This is a genomic window from Caballeronia terrestris, assembly GCF_001544515.1.
Lineage (GTDB): Bacteria > Pseudomonadota > Gammaproteobacteria > Burkholderiales > Burkholderiaceae > Caballeronia > Caballeronia terrestris.
Genome location: NZ_FCOL02000001.1, coordinates 138,298 through 156,299 on the forward strand (window position 1 = coordinate 138,298; position 18,002 = coordinate 156,299).

Here is an 18,002-nt window from a genome sequence, read left to right on the forward strand (position 1 = left end):
CGGAACGGATCGTGCTAACCGGTTTCGATCGACGATGGACAAGTACGGGTTCTTGCGTCGATGCACGGCACGAAACCGTGAACGCTCATTGGTAGCACATCTCGCGCCCGCCCGCAGGAACGAAGCGGCAAGAAGCTCAGTACATTTGTTCCGGTTGCGCCTTGTCGCGCGCGATATCCGGTTCGAAGAAGACCCAGCGGACTTGCGGGAACTTGCGCTGCAAATCGTCCTCGACGATATTGATCGCATCGATCAGCGCGCGGCCGCTCGCGTAATCGATCATCTCGGCCTGCACGGCGACCACCACATGCTTGCCCCACTGCAGCGTAATGAGGCTGATGATGCGCAGGATTTCGGGCCGCGCGCGCAGATGCGCATCGATCGCCTTGCGCACTTCGGGACTCGCCGATTCGCCGACGATCATCGACTTCACCTCGCGCGCCACGACATACGCGACCACCATCAGCAAAAGCCCCACACCGATCGAACCGCCCGCATCCCACATCGGATTACCGGTGAGCATCGTCATCAGCACGGCGCAGAACGCGATGGCAAGACCCGCGAGCGCCGCGACGTCCTCGCCCGCGACGACCAGCAGTTCCGACTCGCGCGTCTCGCGAAACCATCGCCAGAGCGTCTTGTTGGGCGCGCCCTTGCGAATCTCGCGCAACGCGCCCCAGAGCGAGAACGCTTCGAGCACGACCGAAATCCCGAGGATCACGAGCGCGACGACCGGGTTGCTCAACGGCTCGTGATGCAGCATGCGATGCACGCCCTCATACACCGAGAACGCGCCGCCGACGAAGAACAGCAGCAGCGCCACGATCAGCGCATAGAAATAGATCTCGCGTCCCGAGCCGAGCGGATGCAGCGCATTGGCCGGCTGCTGCGCGCGCTTCATGCCGAATAGCAGCAGAAGCTGGTTACCGCAGTCGGCGGTGGAGTGAATCGCCTCGGCGAACATCGAGCCGGAGCCGGTGTACGCGGCCGCGCCGAACTTGCACACCGCGATGCCGAAGTTGGCGGCGAGCGCGTAAAAGATGGCCTTTGGCGATTCTTCGTTCATATCGTTATTTTGAAAGGGCTGGAAGGCTCAGGACACTTCGACGCGGCTCGCTCCGTCTACCATCTCGCCGATGATGGCAGCGTCCGCGAAGCCATCGGCGCGGAAGATCGCGAGCACTTGATCGACCGTTTCCGGCGCGCACGAAACCAGCAGGCCGCCTGAAGTCTGCGGGTCCGTGAGCAGGACGCGTGCCACGTCGTCGAGCGTGGCGGTGAGCACGATGTCGGCGCCGTAAGCGCTCCAGTTGCGGCCCGACGCGCCCGTGAACACGCCAGCTTTCGCGAACGCCTCGACGCCCGGCAACCACGGCAACGCCGCATAGCGAATGCGCGCCGTGAGCCCTGCGCCGCGGCTCAGTTCGAGCGTGTGGCCGAGGAGGCCGAAGCCGGTCACGTCGGTCATCGCGTGGACGCCTTCGAGTTGCGCGAGGTCCGCGCCCGGGCGATTGAGCTTGGTCGTCGCGGCGATCATCGCGGCGTAGCCGGCGGCATCGAGCTTCTCCTTTTTCAGCGCCGCCGACAAAACGCCCACGCCGAGCGGCTTGCCGAGGATCAGCACGTCGCCGGGACGCGCGGCCGCGTTGCGCTTGATGAGCTTCGGATGCACGATGCCGAGCGCCGCGAGCCCATAGATCGGCTCGACCGAATCGATCGAATGGCCGCCCGCGACCGGAATGCCGGCCTCCGCGCACACCGACTCGCCGCCCTTCAGGATCTCTGCGATCACTTCATGAGGAAGCACGTTGATCGGCATGCCGACGAGCGCGAGCGCGAGGATCGGCTTGCCGCCCATCGCGTAGACGTCGGAGAGCGCGTTCGTTGCGGCAATGCGGCCGAAGTCGAACGGATCGTCGACGATCGGCATGAAGAAGTCGGTGGTCGCGACGATCGCCTGCTCGTCGTTCAACTGGTAGACGGCGGCGTCGTCGGCGGTGTCGTTGCCGACAAGGAGGTTCGGGAACGCCGGCAAAGGGACGGTGCGCTTCAGGAGATCGGCGAGCACGCCCGGCGCGATCTTGCAGCCGCAGCCGCCGCCATGCGACAGGCTCGTCAAGCGTGGAGTGGATGCGGGGAGCTGCGTGGTGTCGGTCATCGATGTGCGTTCGGCTCGTTGCGGTGAGAACCGTATTATGGCCGCTCGCGCACCGCGCCGTCTGCTAACCGCTTTGTACGCGCCGGAACAGCTCCGGATAGTCGATTACGAGACCGTCGTCATCGACGTGCAGCTCTGCCGTGTATTGCGACGTGATGCCTTCGTAGCGATAGCGGCGCTCTTTGAGGCGCGTATAGGCCTGCTCGACAGGCTCAGCCGTCATCGCGGGCAACGCGATGTAAACGACGCGAATCGCGCGCCGCTCGTCCGGATCAAGCCGCAAGCGGCGGATAGGCAGCGTATTGGTGAACGGAGTCGCCGATATATCGATATCGATGCAGCCTTCGAGGTCGATGCGCGGCCGGCCGCTGCCATCGGTCCAGTTGCCTTGCGCGTTGCTATGAAGCTCGAGCGCGGCGCCCCCCGCGCGCCGGATCGCCACGCGCGTGACGCGCCAGTGCGAGTCGCATTCGATGCGATACATAAAGCCGCCCTCGCCATCGATCAGCACGCTTTCCACGACCACGCCTTGCTCGTCCACCTCGAGTTCAAGGTGTTCGAGCCCTCCGTGTTCCTCCGACGTCCACCGCACCGGTTTCATCGCGCGCCTCTCTCTTTGCTTGGCCGTATAAGCATACAACTCGCCTGCGCGTTGCTTCAAGCAAAGAAGAAAGTGCCCTGAAACAGGCACTATTTCGAAGAGAGCGTGTCACTCGCAATGATCACACTGTATACTTCACACCCGAGTCACGCTTCATTCACACGATCCCTCCATCGCATGAAAGCTCCCTTTGCGCTCACCGCGCTGCTGTTCACGGGCTGCGTGTACCAAGCAGTACACGCGCAGGAAACGCCCGATCCTTCGAAGGATTATGACTACCTGACGCGCATGCATGTACCGAGCACCGTCATCAAATGCGTGGCCGCGTTCGATCACTTCGTCGAGCTTGCGCCAAAGTACGACACCTTCATCGTGCCCGATCGGCGCGTGCTCTCCGCGAAGATCGAAAGCGATTCGCCGATCTTCAGCGTCGGCAACCCGATTCCCGTCGACAAGATCATCGTGATGCGCGCGTTCGCGAAGTCGCGCGGGAAGTCGCAATGGACGCGCGTCGACAGCAAGTGCGGCGTGCGCGATGGGAATGTCGTCGGGGTGTCGCTGACGCCGAATGTGAAGCCAACAATCGTTCGATAGGGGTCAAGACTCCGAGCGTTCCTCTTCATGCCGCTCGGTACGCGCGACGCGCCGGTTCGTCGTGCGATCGTCGAGCCACTTGACTACTTGCGGCCCGTAACCACGCGGCGCTTTCGCCACGACGCGCGCAGCGAGATCAGCCAGGCAATCGCCGGCTAAAGCCTCCCGCATGCGCTTCTCCGCGTTGCGCATGACGGCGTGGACCGCGCACACGCCGCTCGTCGCCCACGGCGGCGGGTCCGCGTCGAACACCGCGCAGCGCGAGCGAATCTCCCGGCATTCGAAGATCGGCTTGTCGCCGTCGATCGCATCGACGACATCGAGCACGCTGATCTGCTCCGGCGGCCGCGCGAGCGCGAAGCCGCCCTTCGCGCCTTCGGTGGCAACGACGAGCCCCGCCTTGTGCAGCTTCGTGAAAAGCTTCGCGACGTAATCGACCGGCACGCCCTGCAGGTCCGAAAGATCGCGCACGCTCGCATCGCGCACGCCGTGCGGCTGTTCCGTCAAATAGAGCATGCAGTGCAACGCGTACTCCACGCCCGTGCTGATGTGCGACATGTCCACTCCGTATGAATCGATCGCAACGAACAAGCAGATCGCCCGAGCCGACGATCCATATATTTCAAGCCGAACGTTTACTTACAAACGCATACGGCTTGTCATTTCCCGATTCGCTAAATTGGGTTCACGGATTCACACGGAGAAACCGATGAAAAAAATAGCGATCCTCGCAGCCCTGGCTGCCTTGCTGGGCACGGCGCTCGGCGGCTGCATCATCGTCCCGGGAGATGGGGGATACCACCATCACCGCGACTACTACCGGTACTGAACCACTGCACGCGCTATTACTCGCACCACTACCGCTACCGGAGAAACACGATCATGAACAAGACCAGGAAGACACTGCTGCTCGTATCGCTCGCTGCCTCTCTCGGCATGGGCCTGATGAATGTCGCATCGGCTGACGATCATCGTCCGCAATACGTTCACACCGTAGAACGGGGCTGGCACGGCGACCGCTATTACGACGGCCATCGCTACTGGGCGCGCAGCGATTGGGAACGCCGTCATCCGGTGAAGTACCATCACGCGCCGCCGGTGCACCACTACTACTGATACTCATCCGATGCATCGAAAAGCCGGGACACGTCCCGGCTTTTTTTGTCGGCCGAAGCGCCACTACCAGCTCTTCGGATCGCCGCCGAGTTCCTTGCAGGTGTCGTAGGCGATCGCCTGCAATTTCTCTTCTCCGATCTGCCCGGACAGCGCATAGCCCGCGCCATTCCCCGCCCAGTAATACGTGGTGCGCGGCCCGTCGCGCAGCACGCGAATCTTGCCTTGCGCGCGCGTGACCGTCGTCGTGTAAAGCGTGAGGCGCTCGCCCGCCGCGTTTTGATACATGAACTGCGCAGCCGGTCCTTCCTCGCCGGGCAAGAGCCTGCCGCCGACGAGCTGGAATCCGTACTCCGCGAGCGACGGAATCGTCAACGTGCGGTTCAGCCGTTTCGACAGCCAGTTGACGAGATGATCCTGCTGCGCCGCCGCCACTTCCACCGCATGTCGCTGCTCGGGCGCATAGACCGCGTACGCGATGTCGGCGCGCTCGGCGAACGGAGGCCGGTTGTTGCCGAGCGCGGGCACGAGCATGTGTAACAAATAGCCGCAAGCCACACCGACGACGAGAAAGCACGCCGCCATCAGATACCGTTCGCGGGCACGCGGACGCATCACCACGACCTGCGGTTCGGCCTCCGCTGCGAAGAGCGCGCGCAACGCGTTGTCCTGCGCGTGGTACGCGGCGACGGTCGCGGCACTCGCGGGATCGCGCGCGATGCGATCGGCGGTGGCCGCGCGCTCCGCTTCGTCAAGTTCGTCGTCGACATACGCCGAAAGCGACTGCACATCCGGCGGGTCGCGTGGATCACGGGGATCGCGCGGGTCGTGCGCTTGATCGGGACGGTCGGGATTCGTCATGTGCGGTTCACCACTTTCAGCGACGACGCCGACGCCTTGCGTCCCGGCTCTTCACCGAGCAGGACGCGCATGTGTTCGCGCGCTCGCGAGAGGCGCGACATCACGGTCCCGGCCGGCACGTTCAGCACCACGGATGCCTCCTGATAACTCATTTCCTCGACGCATACGAGCAGCATCACTTCGCGCTGCTCGACGGGCAGACAATAAAGCGCCCGCTGGACGTCGCGCAGCACGAGTCCGTCGACTTCGCCGACCGGCGCCGCCATTTGCCGCCACGGCGCGGTTTCGTCGTCGACAGCGATGTCGCGGCGGCCGCGCAATTGATCGATATAAAGATTGCGCATGATCGTGAACAGCCACGCGCGCAGGTTGCTGCCGGCCTGATAGGCCTTCGAACGGCCGAGCGCGCGCTCGGTCGCGTCCTGGACGAGGTCGTCGGCCCAGGCACGGTCGCCCGTCAGTGCGCGCGCATAGCGGCGCAACTGCGGCAGGTGCGTGAGCAGTTCGGTCTCGAAGGTCAAGGCGCGTCGCCGATTGAAGCGTGGTTTATCAAGTGGTTGATCGGGACCTGCCGCCGATGGCGCCGCGCGCGGACGCTCGATGGCGGCAGGATGTCCGACTCACCGCCTCAGGGCTTCAGGACGTGCCAGACGTCGCGGAAGTTGTCGCCGTTCTTGTCGCCCGGCTTGGTGTCCTTGGCGAAGCGGTAGACGCGCTTGCCGTCGTAGGCCCACTGCTTGCCGCCTTCGGCCGAAACCGTGGTCCATGCGCCGGAGGGCTGGTCGGCGTCGGTCGCCGTTGCGGCGGGCCACGCCTGCACGCAGCCGCCCGTGCAGGCGCTCGGGCTGCCCTTCGTGTCCTTGTCGAACGTGTAGAGCGTCATGCCGTTCTCGTCGACGGCCATGCCGTTTGCGACCTTCGGCGGCGCGGCCAGCACGCTCACCGACGCGCACAGCAAGCCAGCGGCTGCGGCCATCAGGAATTGCTTCTTCATTTCATCTCCTCCTGTGAAGTACCCGTAGAACGATTGGCGGCGCCAAACTATTCCGCGGGTGACGAAAAAAAAGATGCTTCGCTGAATTGGGTCGCAGTTCGTGCTTTCAGTTGTTTGACATCGAAGCGCGAATCACGCGCCCGCTTCTTCGCGCCAGCGCCTCGTGTCGCGCAACGGCGGCGCGCCGAACAGGCGGCTGTACTCGCGGCTGAACTGCGACGCGCTCTCATACCCTACGCGATGCGCGGCGGTCGCGGCATCGGCGATATCGAGCAGCATCAGCCGGCGCGCTTCCTGCAGGCGCAACTGCTTCTGGTACTGCAACGGGCTCATCGCGGTGACGGCCTTGAAGTGATGATGCAGCGACGACACGCTCATGTGCACGTCGCGCGCGATGGCTTCGACGCGCAACGGCTGGTCGAAGTTCTGCCGAAGCAGCAGGATCGCCTTGGCGATGCGCTGCGTCTGGCTGTCGGTGAGCGCGATCTGGCGCAGCCGCGCGCCCGGCCCGTTCATGAGCAGCCGATACAGAATCTCGCGCTTGACCAGCGGCGCGAGGATCGGAATGTCCTCGGGCGTATCGATCAGACGAAGCAGGCGCAGCACGGCGTCGAGCATCGGCGCGCCGAGACGGTTCACGTAGAGCCCGCGCGCGGCGTCCGAATGCGTGGCGGGCGGCAGCTTTTCGTCGCGGATCAGCTCGGTGATCGCCTCCACGTCGAGATCGAGTCGCAGCCCGAGATACGGCTCGGTTTCGCTCGCGACCGTCACCTGCCCCATCACCGGCAAATCCACCGACGAAACGAGGTAATGCAGCGGATCGTAGACGTAGACATCGTCGCCGACCATCACGCGTTTCGAGCCCTGGGCGATCAGCGCGAGCGCGGGCGTCTGGATGCCGTGCTTCGGCCCGCCGGGATTCATCACGCGATGCAGGTAGAAACCGGGCACGGGCGTTTCGATGGTGCCCTCGCAGCCGATGGTGAAGCGGTCGAGGAGCGCGACGAGGTCGAGCCGCGCACCATCGAGCGAAGGATCGGGCGTGCGCGGCGGCTCGTTCGGGACATGCGAGAAGTCGTTGGCGGAGTCCGCCGTCTCGTTCAGGGCCATGATTTCGCTTCAGAAAGGGAGTGCACCTAGCTTACTCGCGCGCACGCGAATTCGCTCATGGCTCCCCTCGCCGTTTGCAGGAACGGGCAATGATTCGACAGGATCAGGCTATGGGTCGCGGCGCGGCCGGGAAGATACTGGACGAGCAGCAGCACGGCCTGCGCTTACTCGCACCTTGGCGGGCGGCGTTCATAGGCCGGACTGCAACTGCCAAGCTTCGAAGGAGCAATCAATGCGCTACAGAAAATTCGGCAATACCGGCCTGTTCGTCTCGGAACTCTGTCTCGGCACGATGACGTTCGGCGGCGGAGGCGGCGGCATCTGGGACAACATCGGCACGCTGCAGCAGGCGGACGCCGACCGGCTCGTCGGCCGCTCGCTGGAAGCGGGCATCAATTTCATCGATACCGCCGACGTCTACGCCGACGGCCAGTCGGAAATCATCACCGGGCAGGCGCTGAAAAACCTGAAGGTGCCGCGCGAGAACGTCGTCGTCGCAACGAAGATTCATGGCGAAACCGGCACGAAAAGCGTGAATTCGCGCGGCGGCTCGCGCTTTCACATCATCGACGGCGTGAAGGCGAGTCTCAAGCGCCTGCAACTCGATCACGTCGATCTGTACCAGATCCACGGTTTCGACCCCGCGACGCCGATCGAAGAGACGCTGCGCGCGCTCGACACCCTCGTCCAGCACGGCCACGTGCGCTATATCGGCGTGTCGAACTGGGCGGCGTGGCAGATCGCGAAGGCGCTCGGCATCTCCGAGCGGCTCGGCCTTGCGCGCTTCGAGTCGCTGCAGGCGTATTACACGATCGCCGGGCGCGACCTGGAGCGCGAACTCGTGCCCCTGTTGCAGAGCGAAAACGTCGGCTTGCTGGTATGGAGTCCGCTCGCGGGCGGGCTGCTGTCGGGCAAATACACGCGCGAAGGCGGGAAGGAAGAAGGCAGCCGCCGCACGAAGTTCGATTTTCCGCCGGTGAACGTCGAACGCGCGTACGACTGTATCGACGCGATGCGCAGCATGGCCGAGGCGAAGGACGTCTCGGTCGCGCAGATCGCGCTCGCGTGGCTCTTGCACCAGAAGCCGGTGACGAGCGTGATCATCGGGGCGAAGCGTGTCGAGCAGCTCGACGACAACATCGCCGCGACGAACGTGCGCCTGAACGAGGACGAGCTTGCCGCGCTCGATGAAGTCAGTCAGTTGCCGGCCGAATATCCGGGATGGATGCTCGCGCGCGTGGGCGAATATCGTCGCAAGCAGTTGAAGGAAGCGGTGGATTACTGAAGCGGCTTCGTCATCAAAAGCGAGTCGTGATAGACGCCGTCGATCTTGAGCGCGCGCGGCTCGCGGGCGAACTGCTCGAAGCCCGCCGCGCGATAGAGGCGGATCGCTGCCTCGTTGTCCGGGGCGACCACGAGATGCACTTCCTCGACGACGCCGCGCGCGTGGTCCAGCACCCGCTCGACGAGCGCGGCGGCGAGCCCCGTGCCGCGCGCGGCCGGCCGCACGTACATGCCCCAGAGCATGCCTTTGTGTTTCAGTTTCGCGCCGGAGGGAACGAGAAGGCCCGCGACGCCGCCGAGCGTGCCGTCGGCAAGCCAGCCGCCGAACACCGCGTGATCGGCGATGCGCGCTTCGAACCACGCGAGGGGCTCGGTCTTTTCGTCGTCGTAAGAAGCGCCGAAGCCGTCGGGATGAAGACGCAGTCCTTCGAGACGAATGTCGCGATATGCAGCAGCGTCGGAAATTGCGAGGCGGCGCACGTTCATTTCGTCCTCGACGCGCGGTACTTGGCCAGAAACCGGTCCAGCTGCGCGGCGAAGTTCTTGCCATCGCGAGGGCTATACGGCGACGGCCCGCCCGTATCGACGCCCGTGCTGCGCAGCTGATCCATCATCGAGCGCATAGTCAGCCGTTCCTCGATGTTTTCCGCGCTGAACCACTCGCCACGCGGATCGAGCGCGAGCGCGCCTTTTGCCAGCACGCCCGCAGCGAGCGGAATGTCTGCCGTGATGATCAGATCGCCCGCCACGGCCAGTTCGACAATGCGCGCGTCGGCGACGTCGAAGCCCGCCGGCACCTGCACCGACCTGATGAACGGCGACGGCGGCGTGCGCAGATACTGGTTCGCGACGAGCGTCACGCAGACTTCGACGCGCGGCCCCGCCCGGAACAGGATGTCCTTGACTATGGCGGGGCAGGCGTCGGCATCGACGAGGATTTGCATGGTGAGCGGTATCGGGAAATCGAGCCGCTCATCATATCCCGCTAGATGATCGGCTTGCCACCCGTCACCGCGATGGTCGCGCCCGATGTGTAGCTAGATTCGTCCGAGGCGAGCATCACGTAGGCGGAGGCGAGTTCCGCAGGCTGGCCGGCGCGCTTCATCGGCACTTGCGAGCCGAAGTTCTTGACCTTTTCGGGCGGCATCGTCGAGGGAATCAACGGCGTCCAGATCGGCCCCGGCGCGACGCAGTTCGCGCGAATGCCCTTTTCCGCAAGCAATTGCGCCAGACCGCCGGTGAAATTCTGGATCGCGCCCTTGGTCGTCGCGTAAGCGATCAGGCCCGGATTCGGCGCGTCAGCGTTCACCGAACTCGTGTTGACGATCGCGCTGCCCGGTTTCATGTGCGGCAGCGCCGCCTTGACGATGCGGAACATCGCGCCGATGTTCGTCGAAAAGGTCTTGTCCCACTCGTCGTCGCTGATGTCCTCCAGGCCGTCGTAGGTCATCTGGTAGGCCGCGTTGTTCACGATCACGTCGATGCGGCCGAACATATCGACCGTTTTCGCCACCAGTTCGCGGCAATGCGCGCGATCGGTGATGTCGCCGGGCACGAGCAGCGAACGGCAGCCCGCTTCCTCGACCCAGCGCGCGGTTTCCTGTGCGTCTTCGTCCTCGTCGAGATAGGAAATCGCGACGTCCGCGCCCTCGCGCGCATACGCGATCGCGACCGCCCGGCCGATGCCGCTGTCGCCGCCGGTGATCAGCGCGACCTTGCCGGCGAGGCGCCCGCTGCCCTTGTAGCTTTTCTCGCCGTGGTCCGGCTGCGGATCGAGCGGCGCGGTCAGGCCGGGCTGGCGGTCCTGCTGCTGATCGGGGAACGGCGGCTTCGGATAGGAAATTTGCGTCATGTGGGTTCTCCGCTGGCTGGATCATTCGCTTTTCCAGCAAGCGACGGACCCGTCGCGCGCGCACGGAACGCCTAGACTTCGATCAGCGGACATCGTTCGGACTCGACGCATGATCGAAATCGTCACGCTTTGCGCAAACGCGTCGCGCGGCGCCGTCGCGCTCGAATGCGAGTGGCTCGGCGGCAAAGGCGGCGGCGCGCCGGTGATCGTGTTTCTCGCGGAGGGCACGATCGATCCTCTCGGCGACTGGCCGGCGAGGCTCGTGCGCGCGCTCGGTCTTCGCGGGCTGGTCTGCGGACTATCCGGCGGCGCGCCCGTGCGCGATCAGGCGCGCGACATCCTGCCCGCCCTGTTCGATGCGCGCGACATCGATTCCCGCATGTGGATCGTCGGTTATCGGGAGGGCGGGACGATTGCACTGCTCTACGCTGCTGAGCACCCGGGCGGCCTGGCGGGCGCTATCGTCATTGCGCCCCGGATGTTTTCGCAGTCGCCGCACGCCGGGCATCTGCTGGGCGTGCGCGCCGCCTTCGATCCGGCGAACCTCCGCGAGCGCTTCGCCTGCCACGCGCCGCACCACGAATGGACGATCGAAGGCGAGTTGCACGGCTTGCGCTGCCCGGTCCTCGCGATCAGGGATTTCCCGGACGACGACGGCAGCGCCGCCGCCCATATCGACCTGCTGAAATCGCACGCGCATGGCGCGGACCGCCTCGAAACCCATACGCATCAAGGAACGGCCGAATTCCCGCCGCTCGATCCGATGATTCGCTTCATCTCGGCACATTCGCCTCTATCTCGATAATGCATACGCGCTATCCGTCGTATCGCGTTGCGCGATAAGGTGGCTCAGCACGACACTGTTTCCACAACATCAACGTTTTCACGGAGACATCATGCGTACTCAAGTCGGCATCATCGGCGGGGGCCCGGCTGGCCTTCTGCTTTCCCACCTCCTTCATCTGCGCGGCATCGACTCGGTCGTGCTCGAAGCGCGCAGCCAGAACGACATCGAATCGACGATCCGTGCCGGCGTGCTCGAACAGGGCACGATGGACCTCTTGAACGAAGCCGGCCTCGGCGCACGGATGCAGGCCGAAGGCGCGCTGCACCACGGCTTCGAACTGGCGTTCGAAGGCCAGCGCCGCCGCATCGCGCTCACCGAGCTGACCGGTCATTCGATCACCGTCTACGCGCAGCACGAAGTGATCAAGGATCTGGTCGCAGCGCGCATCGCCGCCGACGGCGCGCTGAAGTTCAACGTCTCGAACGTCTCGCTGCACGACTTCGATGACGCAGCCGACGCGAAACCGCGCATCAAGTACCGCCACGAAGACCGTGACGAAGAGCTGGAATGCGACTTCATCATCGGCTGCGACGGCTCGCAGGGCGTCGCGCGCGGCTCGATTCCGGCGGCGCTGCGCCAGGATTACCAGAAGATCTATCCGTTCGGCTGGTTCGGCATCCTGGTCGAGGCGCCGCCCTCGTCGGACGAACTCATCTACGCGCGCCACGACCGCGGCTTCGCGCTCATCAGCACCCGCTCGCCGGGCATCCAGCGCATGTACTTCCAGTGCGACCCGAAAGACACCGCCGATGCCTGGTCCGACGACCGCATCTGGGCTGAACTGCACGCCCGCGTCGATACCGCCGACGGCTGGCAGATCACCGAAGGCAAGATCTTCCAGAAGAACATCGTCGGGATGCGCAGCTTCGTGTCCACGCCGATGCAGTGCGGCAAGCTCTTCCTTGCCGGCGACGCCGCGCACATCGTGCCGCCGACCGGCGCGAAGGGACTGAATCTCGCGGTATCGGACGTAAAGGTGCTGACGGCCGCGCTCACCGCGTTCTACAAGGAAGGCGCGAACGACAAGCTCGCGCGCTACACCGAGACGGCGCTCAAGCGCGTCTGGCGCGCGGAGCACTTCTCGTGGTGGATGACGCGCATGCTGCACAAGCTCGACGACACGTCGCCGTTCGAGCAGCGCCTGCAGGTCGCGGAACTGGAGCACGTGACGACCTCGCGCGCCGCGGCTACCGCGCTCGCGGAGAACTATGTAGGGAGCGTGGCGGTTTAAGATTTGCATCGACGCGAGGCTTTGGCCTGGCGTTGAAATCAGCCTGACCGGAAAGGTCCAATTCGGCTTGCGCCGATTGGACCTTTTCTTTTTTGCGGCTTTCCGCCTCGCTATCTGCTGACTGCCGGGGCCATCCGAACCTACAGCACCGCCACTACACGCACGTCCCCTTCCACCGACGGCACCACCTGCCCGCCGACACGCCGGAACGTAATCGACACGCTCCGCTCGCCGACCCGCAATTCGCCGATCTCCAGCCAGTCAATACCATCCGGCAACTGCGGCCGGTCGATCCGCACTTCGTCGCGCTCGGCGTCGATGGTCACGCCGAGACACGCTTCCAGAATCATGAACGGCGCCCCCGCCGCCCACGCTTGCGGCAGACACGCGACCGGATACGCGATCGGCTTTTCGCCGCGCTGCCGCGTGAAGCCGCAGAAGAGCTCCGGCAAACGCATGTCGAAGGTCACGGCCGCTTCGAACAACGCCTGCAACAGACGCACCGCGCCGCCGCGATCGCCGTAGCGCGCAAGGCCGCGCGCGCACATCGCGGTGTCGTGCGGCCACACCGAGCCGTTGTGATACGACATCGGATTGAAGCGCGGCTGCCCCGCTGCGAGCGTGCGCACGCCCCAGCCCGTGTGAAAGAGAGTGGATTCGAGTTGCCGCGCGACCGCTTCGCCGCGCCCCCGCTCGACGAGATCGAACGCGAGCAGATGCCCCGCATTCGACGCGAGCACGCTGCACAACGCGCCGTGGCCGTCGAGCGCGATGCCGTAGAACTCCGAATCCGGCATCCAGAACATCGCCTCGACGCGGTCGCGGATGTTCTGCGCGCGCCGTTCGTAATCGAGCGCCTCTTCCTTCGCGCCGCGCGTCCGGGCAAGACGCGCCATCGTCGCGAATGCCGTCGATGCGTACGCCTGCACCTCGACGAGCGCGATCGGACCGTCGGGGAAGCGGCCGTCCGCGTGAAACACGGAGTCCTGGCTGTCCTTCCAGCCCTGGTTCGCCAGGCCGTGCTCCGACGCGCGCTGATAGTCGAGCAGGCCCCAGGCGTTCTTGTCGCAGTGACGCGCGATCCATTGCGTGGCGAGTTGCAGGTTCGGCCACAGTTCGTCGATCAGCGCGCGGTCGCCGGTGCGCTCCACGTAGGCGCCCGCGAGCACGACGAAGAGCGGCGTGCTGTCCACGCCGCCGTAGTACATCGCGAACGGCACTTCGCCGGTGGCGGCCATTTCGCTCTTGCGCGTCTCGTGCATGATCTTGCCGACCTCGGCGTCGCGGAACGCCGAATCCTCGCGCGCCTGATGCGCCGCGAGAAAGCGCAGCACGCCGCGCGCGAGCGTCGGCTGCAGCCACAGCATCTGGAGCGACGTGATGATGGCGTCGCGGCCGAACGCCGTGGAGAACCACGGAATGCCGGCATACGGATATGGGCCAGTTTCGAGATCGGTGGTGAGCAGGCCAAGATCAGCCAGCGAGCGGTCGATCCATTCGCTGAACAGCGGATTGCTCGACCGCACGCGCGCCGTCGCGCGGCGCCGCTCGCGCATGCGCCGGTGCGCTTCCATGAGCGCCTCGCGGATCGCCGGGCGCCCCGATTCGGGCGCGCATTCGGCCGCTTCGGACGCGTCGCGCTTGCTCTGCTCGCTCGCGTCGCTCAGGGCGTGCGTCGTGGCCGTGACCGACAGATAGATCGAAATCGCCGTTTCCGACTGAATATTGAGCGCGTAATCAGCGCGGCTCGGCGTCAGCGAATCGGGCGCGGGCGTGAACTGGATGCGCGCGGTGCGCTCCACTTCGTCGAGACCGGTGTAGCGCAGCACGACTTCGCCGTTTTCCACCATCGGCGGGCGCATCGTGCCCCGCTTTGCGCGCTTGCTGCCGCGCACTTCGAACATGTCGAGGAAGTCGGCGGCGAACGAAATCGACAGCGGCACAATGGCCGGTTCCGTCCCGTAATTGGTAAGCACTATGCTTTCGTGCAGCACATGACCCGACAGCACGCGTTTGCGCTCGACGTGAATCACGCCCTCGGGCGTACGCGCCCCGCCGATGGGCGGCAGCGGCTTGTTGGTCAGGTGGGCCGTGAAGACGGCGTTGTCGCTCGACACGCTGCCCGACAGGAGTGACGGCGCCCGGCCGCCGAAGGTCAGCACCAGTTCCGAGAGCACGCGCGTATCGTTGACAAAGAGGCCGTCGTCGTGGCCGCGGATGTCGCCGTTCGCGTCGTTGACGGCGAACGTGTTGCCCGACTTGAGCACGAACTGCTGCTCGCTCGCGATGTTCGCGTGCTCGTTCGGGATGAATGCGTCGTCGGGGCGCGGGGGGTTCGGTTGCTTCGTTTCCATTTGCACCTTCCTGAATTGACTTGAGTAAGCGCCGGGGCGTGCATGCTGGCGGTTTTTTACCGCGCTGCATGCGCGCCCCCGGGCCTCGCGATGGGCTGGGGCAAAAGAAGCCGGCGGGACGGCACCGCCGCCGACCGGCTATCATCGACGGCTTTTCGACCGTCTCACGCCTAACGGGTTCTACGCGCGAATGTCATTTCCGCATATCGACTTACTTTATTCAGCGTCCGGACTGGCCGTCGGATTCCTCGTCGGCCTGACGGGCGTCGGCGGCGGCTCGCTCATGACGCCGCTGCTCGTGCTCCTGTTCGGCATCCATCCGGCGACCGCCGTCGGCACCGACCTGCTCTACGCCGCCGCAACCAAGACGGCCGGAACGCTCGTCCACGGGATCAAGGGCTCCGTCGACTGGCGCATCACCGCGCGGCTCGCCATGGGCAGCGTGCCGGCGGCCGCGATCACGCTCGTGCTGCTCAACCGCTACGGCCTGCACGCGCCGGGCACGGCCAGACTGATACAGATGATTCTCGGCTCGGCGCTCCTGATCACGGCGGTTTCGCTCGTGTTCCGGCCTCAGCTCGCGCGGCTCGCCTATAACAAAGGGCGCAACCGGCCGGACAATCCGCAGCGCACTGTCTTGTGGACCGTGCTCACCGGCGCGATTCTCGGCATGCTCGTGTCGATCACCTCGGTCGGCGCGGGCGCGATCGGCGTGACTGTCCTGCTTTTGCTCTACCCGCGGCTCGCGACCGCGCGCATCGTCGGCTCGGACATCGCCCACGCCGTTCCGCTCACGCTGATCGCCGGGACGGGCCACTGGATTCTCGGGTCGGTCGACTGGTCGCTGCTCGCCTCGCTGCTCGTCGGCTCGCTGCCGGGCATCGTGCTCGGCAGCATGTTGTCGGCCAAGGCACCGGAGGCGCTCCTGCGCAACCTGCTCGCGGCTACCCTCGTCCTCGTAGGCATCAAGCTCGTTCTGAGCTGACGTTCGATGCGTTGATAGTAGTCGCGCGCGGTGACGGATTCCAGTCGGCCAAAAGGCATAGGTTTTTCGCACAGGCGTGCGCATTTTTTCCTGTTTGTGCTTCGGGCTTATGCCATTCGGCCGACTTCTCGCGGCGTCTCGTTGCAGGCAACATGCAGTTCCGATGCACTCGATGAGCGGCCCGACGCGGGTAACCCCCCGGTTCTTAACGGTTGGCGCACGCCACGTCATTGACGATAATGCTTGGCGCGCGCCGCCGCGCGTCGAAGCATGGGACCAGAGTAAGCCGCTAAGCGACCCAAAGGAGCCAGAGCGATGAGCCAAACCGACGATCCGCGTGACGACCTTCCCGCTTCTTACGCAAGCGATGCACCGACGGACCCCGCCCGGCGCCGTCTGCTCGCCGCGGGTGTCGGCCTCGCGGGCCTGTCGCTCGGCGGCTGCAACCTGTTCGATCAAAAATCCGCGACACCCAGGACCGCCGCCGATATCGCGCTCGACCGCACGCTGCAGGCGAAAATCAAGCGCATCGTGGTGATCTACGCGGAAAACCGCAGCTTCACCAATTTGTACGGCAATTTCCCCGGGGTCCAGTATCCGCTCGATTCCGTGCCGGCGTCGCGCTATCTTCAGCTCGATCGCGACGGCAGCACGCAGCTCGCCAAGTTGCCCGCCATCTGGGGCGGGCTCGTGCCGCAGGCGCAGGAAGTGAACGGCAAGCGCTACGCTATTGCCGAGAACCAGATCACCGGCCTTGCAAACACGCCGTTCCGCTTGACGGACGCGCAGGGCCAGCCGCTGCCGAACGGTGTCATCACGCGCGATCTCGTGCACCGTTTCTATCAGAATCAGATGCAGATCAACGCGGGGCGCAACAACCAGTTCGCCGCGTGGGGCGACTCGGGCGGCCTCGTGATGGGGCACTACCGCAATTCCGCCGGTACGCTGCGTCTCTGGGGGCTCGCAAGCCAGTACACGCTTTGCGACAACTTCTTCATGTCGGCGTTCGGCGGTTCGTGGCTCAACCACATCTTCCTGATTTCCGCGCAGGCGCCGTTCTATCCGAACGTGAGCAGCGGGCCGGCGGCGAAGCTCACCTCGGTCGTGGAAGGCGACGACCTCACCGGCACGCGCCTGAAACTCGCGCCGGATTCGCCGAAATCGGCGCTCGAAGGTCCGCCCAAGTTCGTGCGCGACGGCGCGCTCACCGCCGACGGTTACGCCGTCAACACAATGGCGCCGCCCTATCAGCCGAGCAACGTGCGACCCGCCGAGCACGGCGATCCGTCGCTCGCGGACCTCTCGAATCCGCGCGTGCTGCCGCCGCAGGATTACGCGACGATCGGCGACCGGCTGTCGGCGAAGGGCGTCGACTGGGCGTGGTACAGCGGGGCGTGGCAGTACGCGCTCGAACACGCCGATACGGGCATGGTCCCCGATTTCCAGTATCACCATCAGCCGTTCAACTATTTCCGCAGCTTCGCGCCGGGCACGCAGGCGCGGGCGCAGCACCTGCGCGATGCCGGCCTCGGCGACGATCCGTCGACCAACAAGCTGATGGCCGACATCGACGCGGGGCGCCTGCCCGCCGTCACGTTCTACAAGCCGCAGGGCAACCTGAACATGCACGCCGGGTACGCGGACGTCGAATCGGGCGACCGGCACATCGCCAACGTGATCGAGCGGATTCAGCGCGGGCCGCAGTGGGAGAACACGGTCGTGGTCGTCACCGTCGATGAAAACGGCGGCTGGTGGGATCACGTCTCGCCGCCGAAGGGCGACCGCTGGGGACCGGGCTCGCGGATTCCCGCGCTCGTGATCTCGCCGATCGCGAAAAAGGGTTACGTCGATCACACGGTGTACGACACGAACTCGATCCTGCGGTTTATCTCAAGGGTGCATGATTTGCCGCCGCTCGACGGCGTCGTCGCACGGGATCGGGCGTTTGCCGCGAACGGGGAAGCGCCGTTGGGGGATTTGACGGGGGCGCTGGATCTGGCGTAAGCGGCGGGCGGGTG

At 65.1% G+C, this 18,002-nt stretch carries 19 protein-coding genes; 7 read left to right on the plus strand and 12 right to left on the minus strand.

The features are described from left to right. Window positions 1-136 precede the first annotated feature (136 nt). The 3 genes from AWB67_RS00630 to AWB67_RS00640 all read right to left on the minus strand — a co-directional run bounded on the left by AWB67_RS00630 (window position 137) and on the right by AWB67_RS00640 (window position 2,759). Window positions 137-1,066 carry a cation diffusion facilitator family transporter gene (locus AWB67_RS00630; protein WP_087654295.1) on the minus strand — a complete coding sequence of 310 codons (930 nt, stop codon included), beginning with the start codon at window positions 1,064-1,066 and terminating at the stop codon, window positions 137-139. A 27-nt stretch (window positions 1,067-1,093) separates the two neighbouring features. After that, window positions 1,094-2,158, minus strand: a complete 1,065-nt coding sequence (selD, locus tag AWB67_RS00635) for a selenide, water dikinase SelD (protein WP_087654296.1) — start codon at window positions 2,156-2,158, stop codon at window positions 1,094-1,096. 64 nt (window positions 2,159-2,222) lie between these two features. Beyond that, on the minus strand, window positions 2,223-2,759 hold the full coding sequence (locus tag AWB67_RS00640) for a putative glycolipid-binding domain-containing protein (RefSeq protein WP_087654297.1): 537 nt from the start codon (window positions 2,757-2,759) through the stop codon (window positions 2,223-2,225). A 177-nt stretch (window positions 2,760-2,936) separates the two neighbouring features. Between AWB67_RS00640 and AWB67_RS00645 the strand changes: the two genes are divergently transcribed. Continuing rightward, on the plus strand, window positions 2,937-3,353 hold the full coding sequence (locus tag AWB67_RS00645) for a BspC domain-containing protein (protein ID WP_125477525.1): 417 nt from the start codon (window positions 2,937-2,939) through the stop codon (window positions 3,351-3,353). Window positions 3,354-3,356: 3 nt separating this feature from the next. On the opposite strand, the gene AWB67_RS00650 is transcribed toward AWB67_RS00645, so the two are convergent. After that, window positions 3,357-3,911 (minus strand): RrF2 family transcriptional regulator, encoded by a 555-nt coding sequence (locus AWB67_RS00650; RefSeq protein ID WP_087654298.1) that lies wholly within the window; start codon window positions 3,909-3,911, stop codon window positions 3,357-3,359. Window positions 3,912-4,235: 324 nt separating this feature from the next. On the opposite strand from AWB67_RS00650, the gene AWB67_RS00660 reads away from it, so the two are divergent. After that, entirely contained in the window at window positions 4,236-4,469 is a 234-nt protein-coding gene (locus AWB67_RS00660) for a hypothetical protein (RefSeq protein ID WP_087654300.1), read from the plus strand. Window positions 4,470-4,532: 63 nt separating this feature from the next. Here the strand turns inward: AWB67_RS00660 and AWB67_RS00665 are convergent, their stop codons facing one another. The 4 genes from AWB67_RS00665 to AWB67_RS00680 all read right to left on the minus strand — a co-directional run bounded on the left by AWB67_RS00665 (window position 4,533) and on the right by AWB67_RS00680 (window position 7,431). Then, entirely contained in the window at window positions 4,533-5,327 is a 795-nt protein-coding gene (locus tag AWB67_RS00665; RefSeq protein ID WP_087654301.1) for an anti-sigma factor family protein, read from the minus strand. Next, window positions 5,324-5,848 carry an RNA polymerase sigma factor gene (locus AWB67_RS00670; RefSeq protein ID WP_087654302.1) on the minus strand — a complete coding sequence of 175 codons (525 nt, stop codon included), beginning with the start codon at window positions 5,846-5,848 and terminating at the stop codon, window positions 5,324-5,326. Before AWB67_RS00670 ends, AWB67_RS00665 begins: the two co-directional genes overlap by 4 nt. Window positions 5,849-5,955: 107 nt before the next feature. Continuing rightward, window positions 5,956-6,321, minus strand: coding sequence for a COG4315 family predicted lipoprotein (locus AWB67_RS00675; protein ID WP_087654303.1), 366 nt, complete (start codon window positions 6,319-6,321; stop codon window positions 5,956-5,958). 132 nt (window positions 6,322-6,453) lie between these two features. Next, window positions 6,454-7,431: an AraC family transcriptional regulator gene (locus AWB67_RS00680; protein ID WP_087654304.1), complete on the minus strand. Its 978-nt coding sequence runs from the start codon at window positions 7,429-7,431 to the stop codon at window positions 6,454-6,456. A 232-nt stretch (window positions 7,432-7,663) separates the two neighbouring features. On the opposite strand from AWB67_RS00680, the gene AWB67_RS00685 reads away from it, so the two are divergent. Beyond that, window positions 7,664-8,716 (plus strand): aldo/keto reductase, encoded by a 1,053-nt coding sequence (locus AWB67_RS00685; protein WP_087654305.1) that lies wholly within the window; start codon window positions 7,664-7,666, stop codon window positions 8,714-8,716. On the opposite strand, the gene AWB67_RS00690 is transcribed toward AWB67_RS00685, so the two are convergent. Genes AWB67_RS00690 through AWB67_RS00700 form a run of 3 tightly spaced genes read right to left on the minus strand, consistent with a single transcriptional unit; the run spans window position 8,710 to window position 10,567 of the window. After that, window positions 8,710-9,201, minus strand: coding sequence for a GNAT family N-acetyltransferase (locus AWB67_RS00690; protein WP_087654306.1), 492 nt, complete (start codon window positions 9,199-9,201; stop codon window positions 8,710-8,712). The two genes, AWB67_RS00685 and AWB67_RS00690, sit on opposite strands and share 7 nt — an antisense overlap. Beyond that, window positions 9,198-9,659 (minus strand): YaiI/YqxD family protein, encoded by a 462-nt coding sequence (locus AWB67_RS00695; RefSeq protein ID WP_087654307.1) that lies wholly within the window; start codon window positions 9,657-9,659, stop codon window positions 9,198-9,200. Before AWB67_RS00695 ends, AWB67_RS00690 begins: the two co-directional genes overlap by 4 nt. A 41-nt stretch (window positions 9,660-9,700) precedes the next feature. Beyond that, window positions 9,701-10,567 carry an SDR family oxidoreductase gene (locus tag AWB67_RS00700; protein WP_087654308.1) on the minus strand — a complete coding sequence of 289 codons (867 nt, stop codon included), beginning with the start codon at window positions 10,565-10,567 and terminating at the stop codon, window positions 9,701-9,703. A 109-nt stretch (window positions 10,568-10,676) separates the two neighbouring features. On the opposite strand from AWB67_RS00700, the gene AWB67_RS00705 reads away from it, so the two are divergent. Then, window positions 10,677-11,372, plus strand: a complete 696-nt coding sequence (locus AWB67_RS00705) for an alpha/beta fold hydrolase (RefSeq protein WP_087654309.1) — start codon at window positions 10,677-10,679, stop codon at window positions 11,370-11,372. Between the two features lie 91 nt (window positions 11,373-11,463). Further along, on the plus strand, window positions 11,464-12,645 hold the full coding sequence (locus AWB67_RS00710) for a 4-hydroxybenzoate 3-monooxygenase (RefSeq protein WP_087654310.1): 1,182 nt from the start codon (window positions 11,464-11,466) through the stop codon (window positions 12,643-12,645). A 140-nt stretch (window positions 12,646-12,785) separates the two neighbouring features. Here AWB67_RS00710 and AWB67_RS00715 read toward each other — a convergent pair whose 3' ends face one another. Further along, the gene (locus AWB67_RS00715; RefSeq protein ID WP_087654311.1) at window positions 12,786-14,999 is read right to left on the minus strand and encodes an amylo-alpha-1,6-glucosidase; all 2,214 of its coding nucleotides are present in this window, start codon (window positions 14,997-14,999) and stop codon (window positions 12,786-12,788) included. Between the two features lie 190 nt (window positions 15,000-15,189). Here AWB67_RS00715 and AWB67_RS00720 point away from each other — a divergent pair, with 190 nt between their 5' ends. Together AWB67_RS00720 and AWB67_RS00725 are read left to right on the plus strand one after the other, a co-directional pair. Beyond that, window positions 15,190-15,984, plus strand: coding sequence for a sulfite exporter TauE/SafE family protein (locus tag AWB67_RS00720; protein ID WP_087654312.1), 795 nt, complete (start codon window positions 15,190-15,192; stop codon window positions 15,982-15,984). A 315-nt stretch (window positions 15,985-16,299) separates the two neighbouring features. Then, window positions 16,300-17,988, plus strand: coding sequence for an acid phosphatase (locus AWB67_RS00725; RefSeq protein ID WP_087654313.1), 1,689 nt, complete (start codon window positions 16,300-16,302; stop codon window positions 17,986-17,988). The last annotated feature ends 14 nt before the right edge of the window (window positions 17,989-18,002 follow it).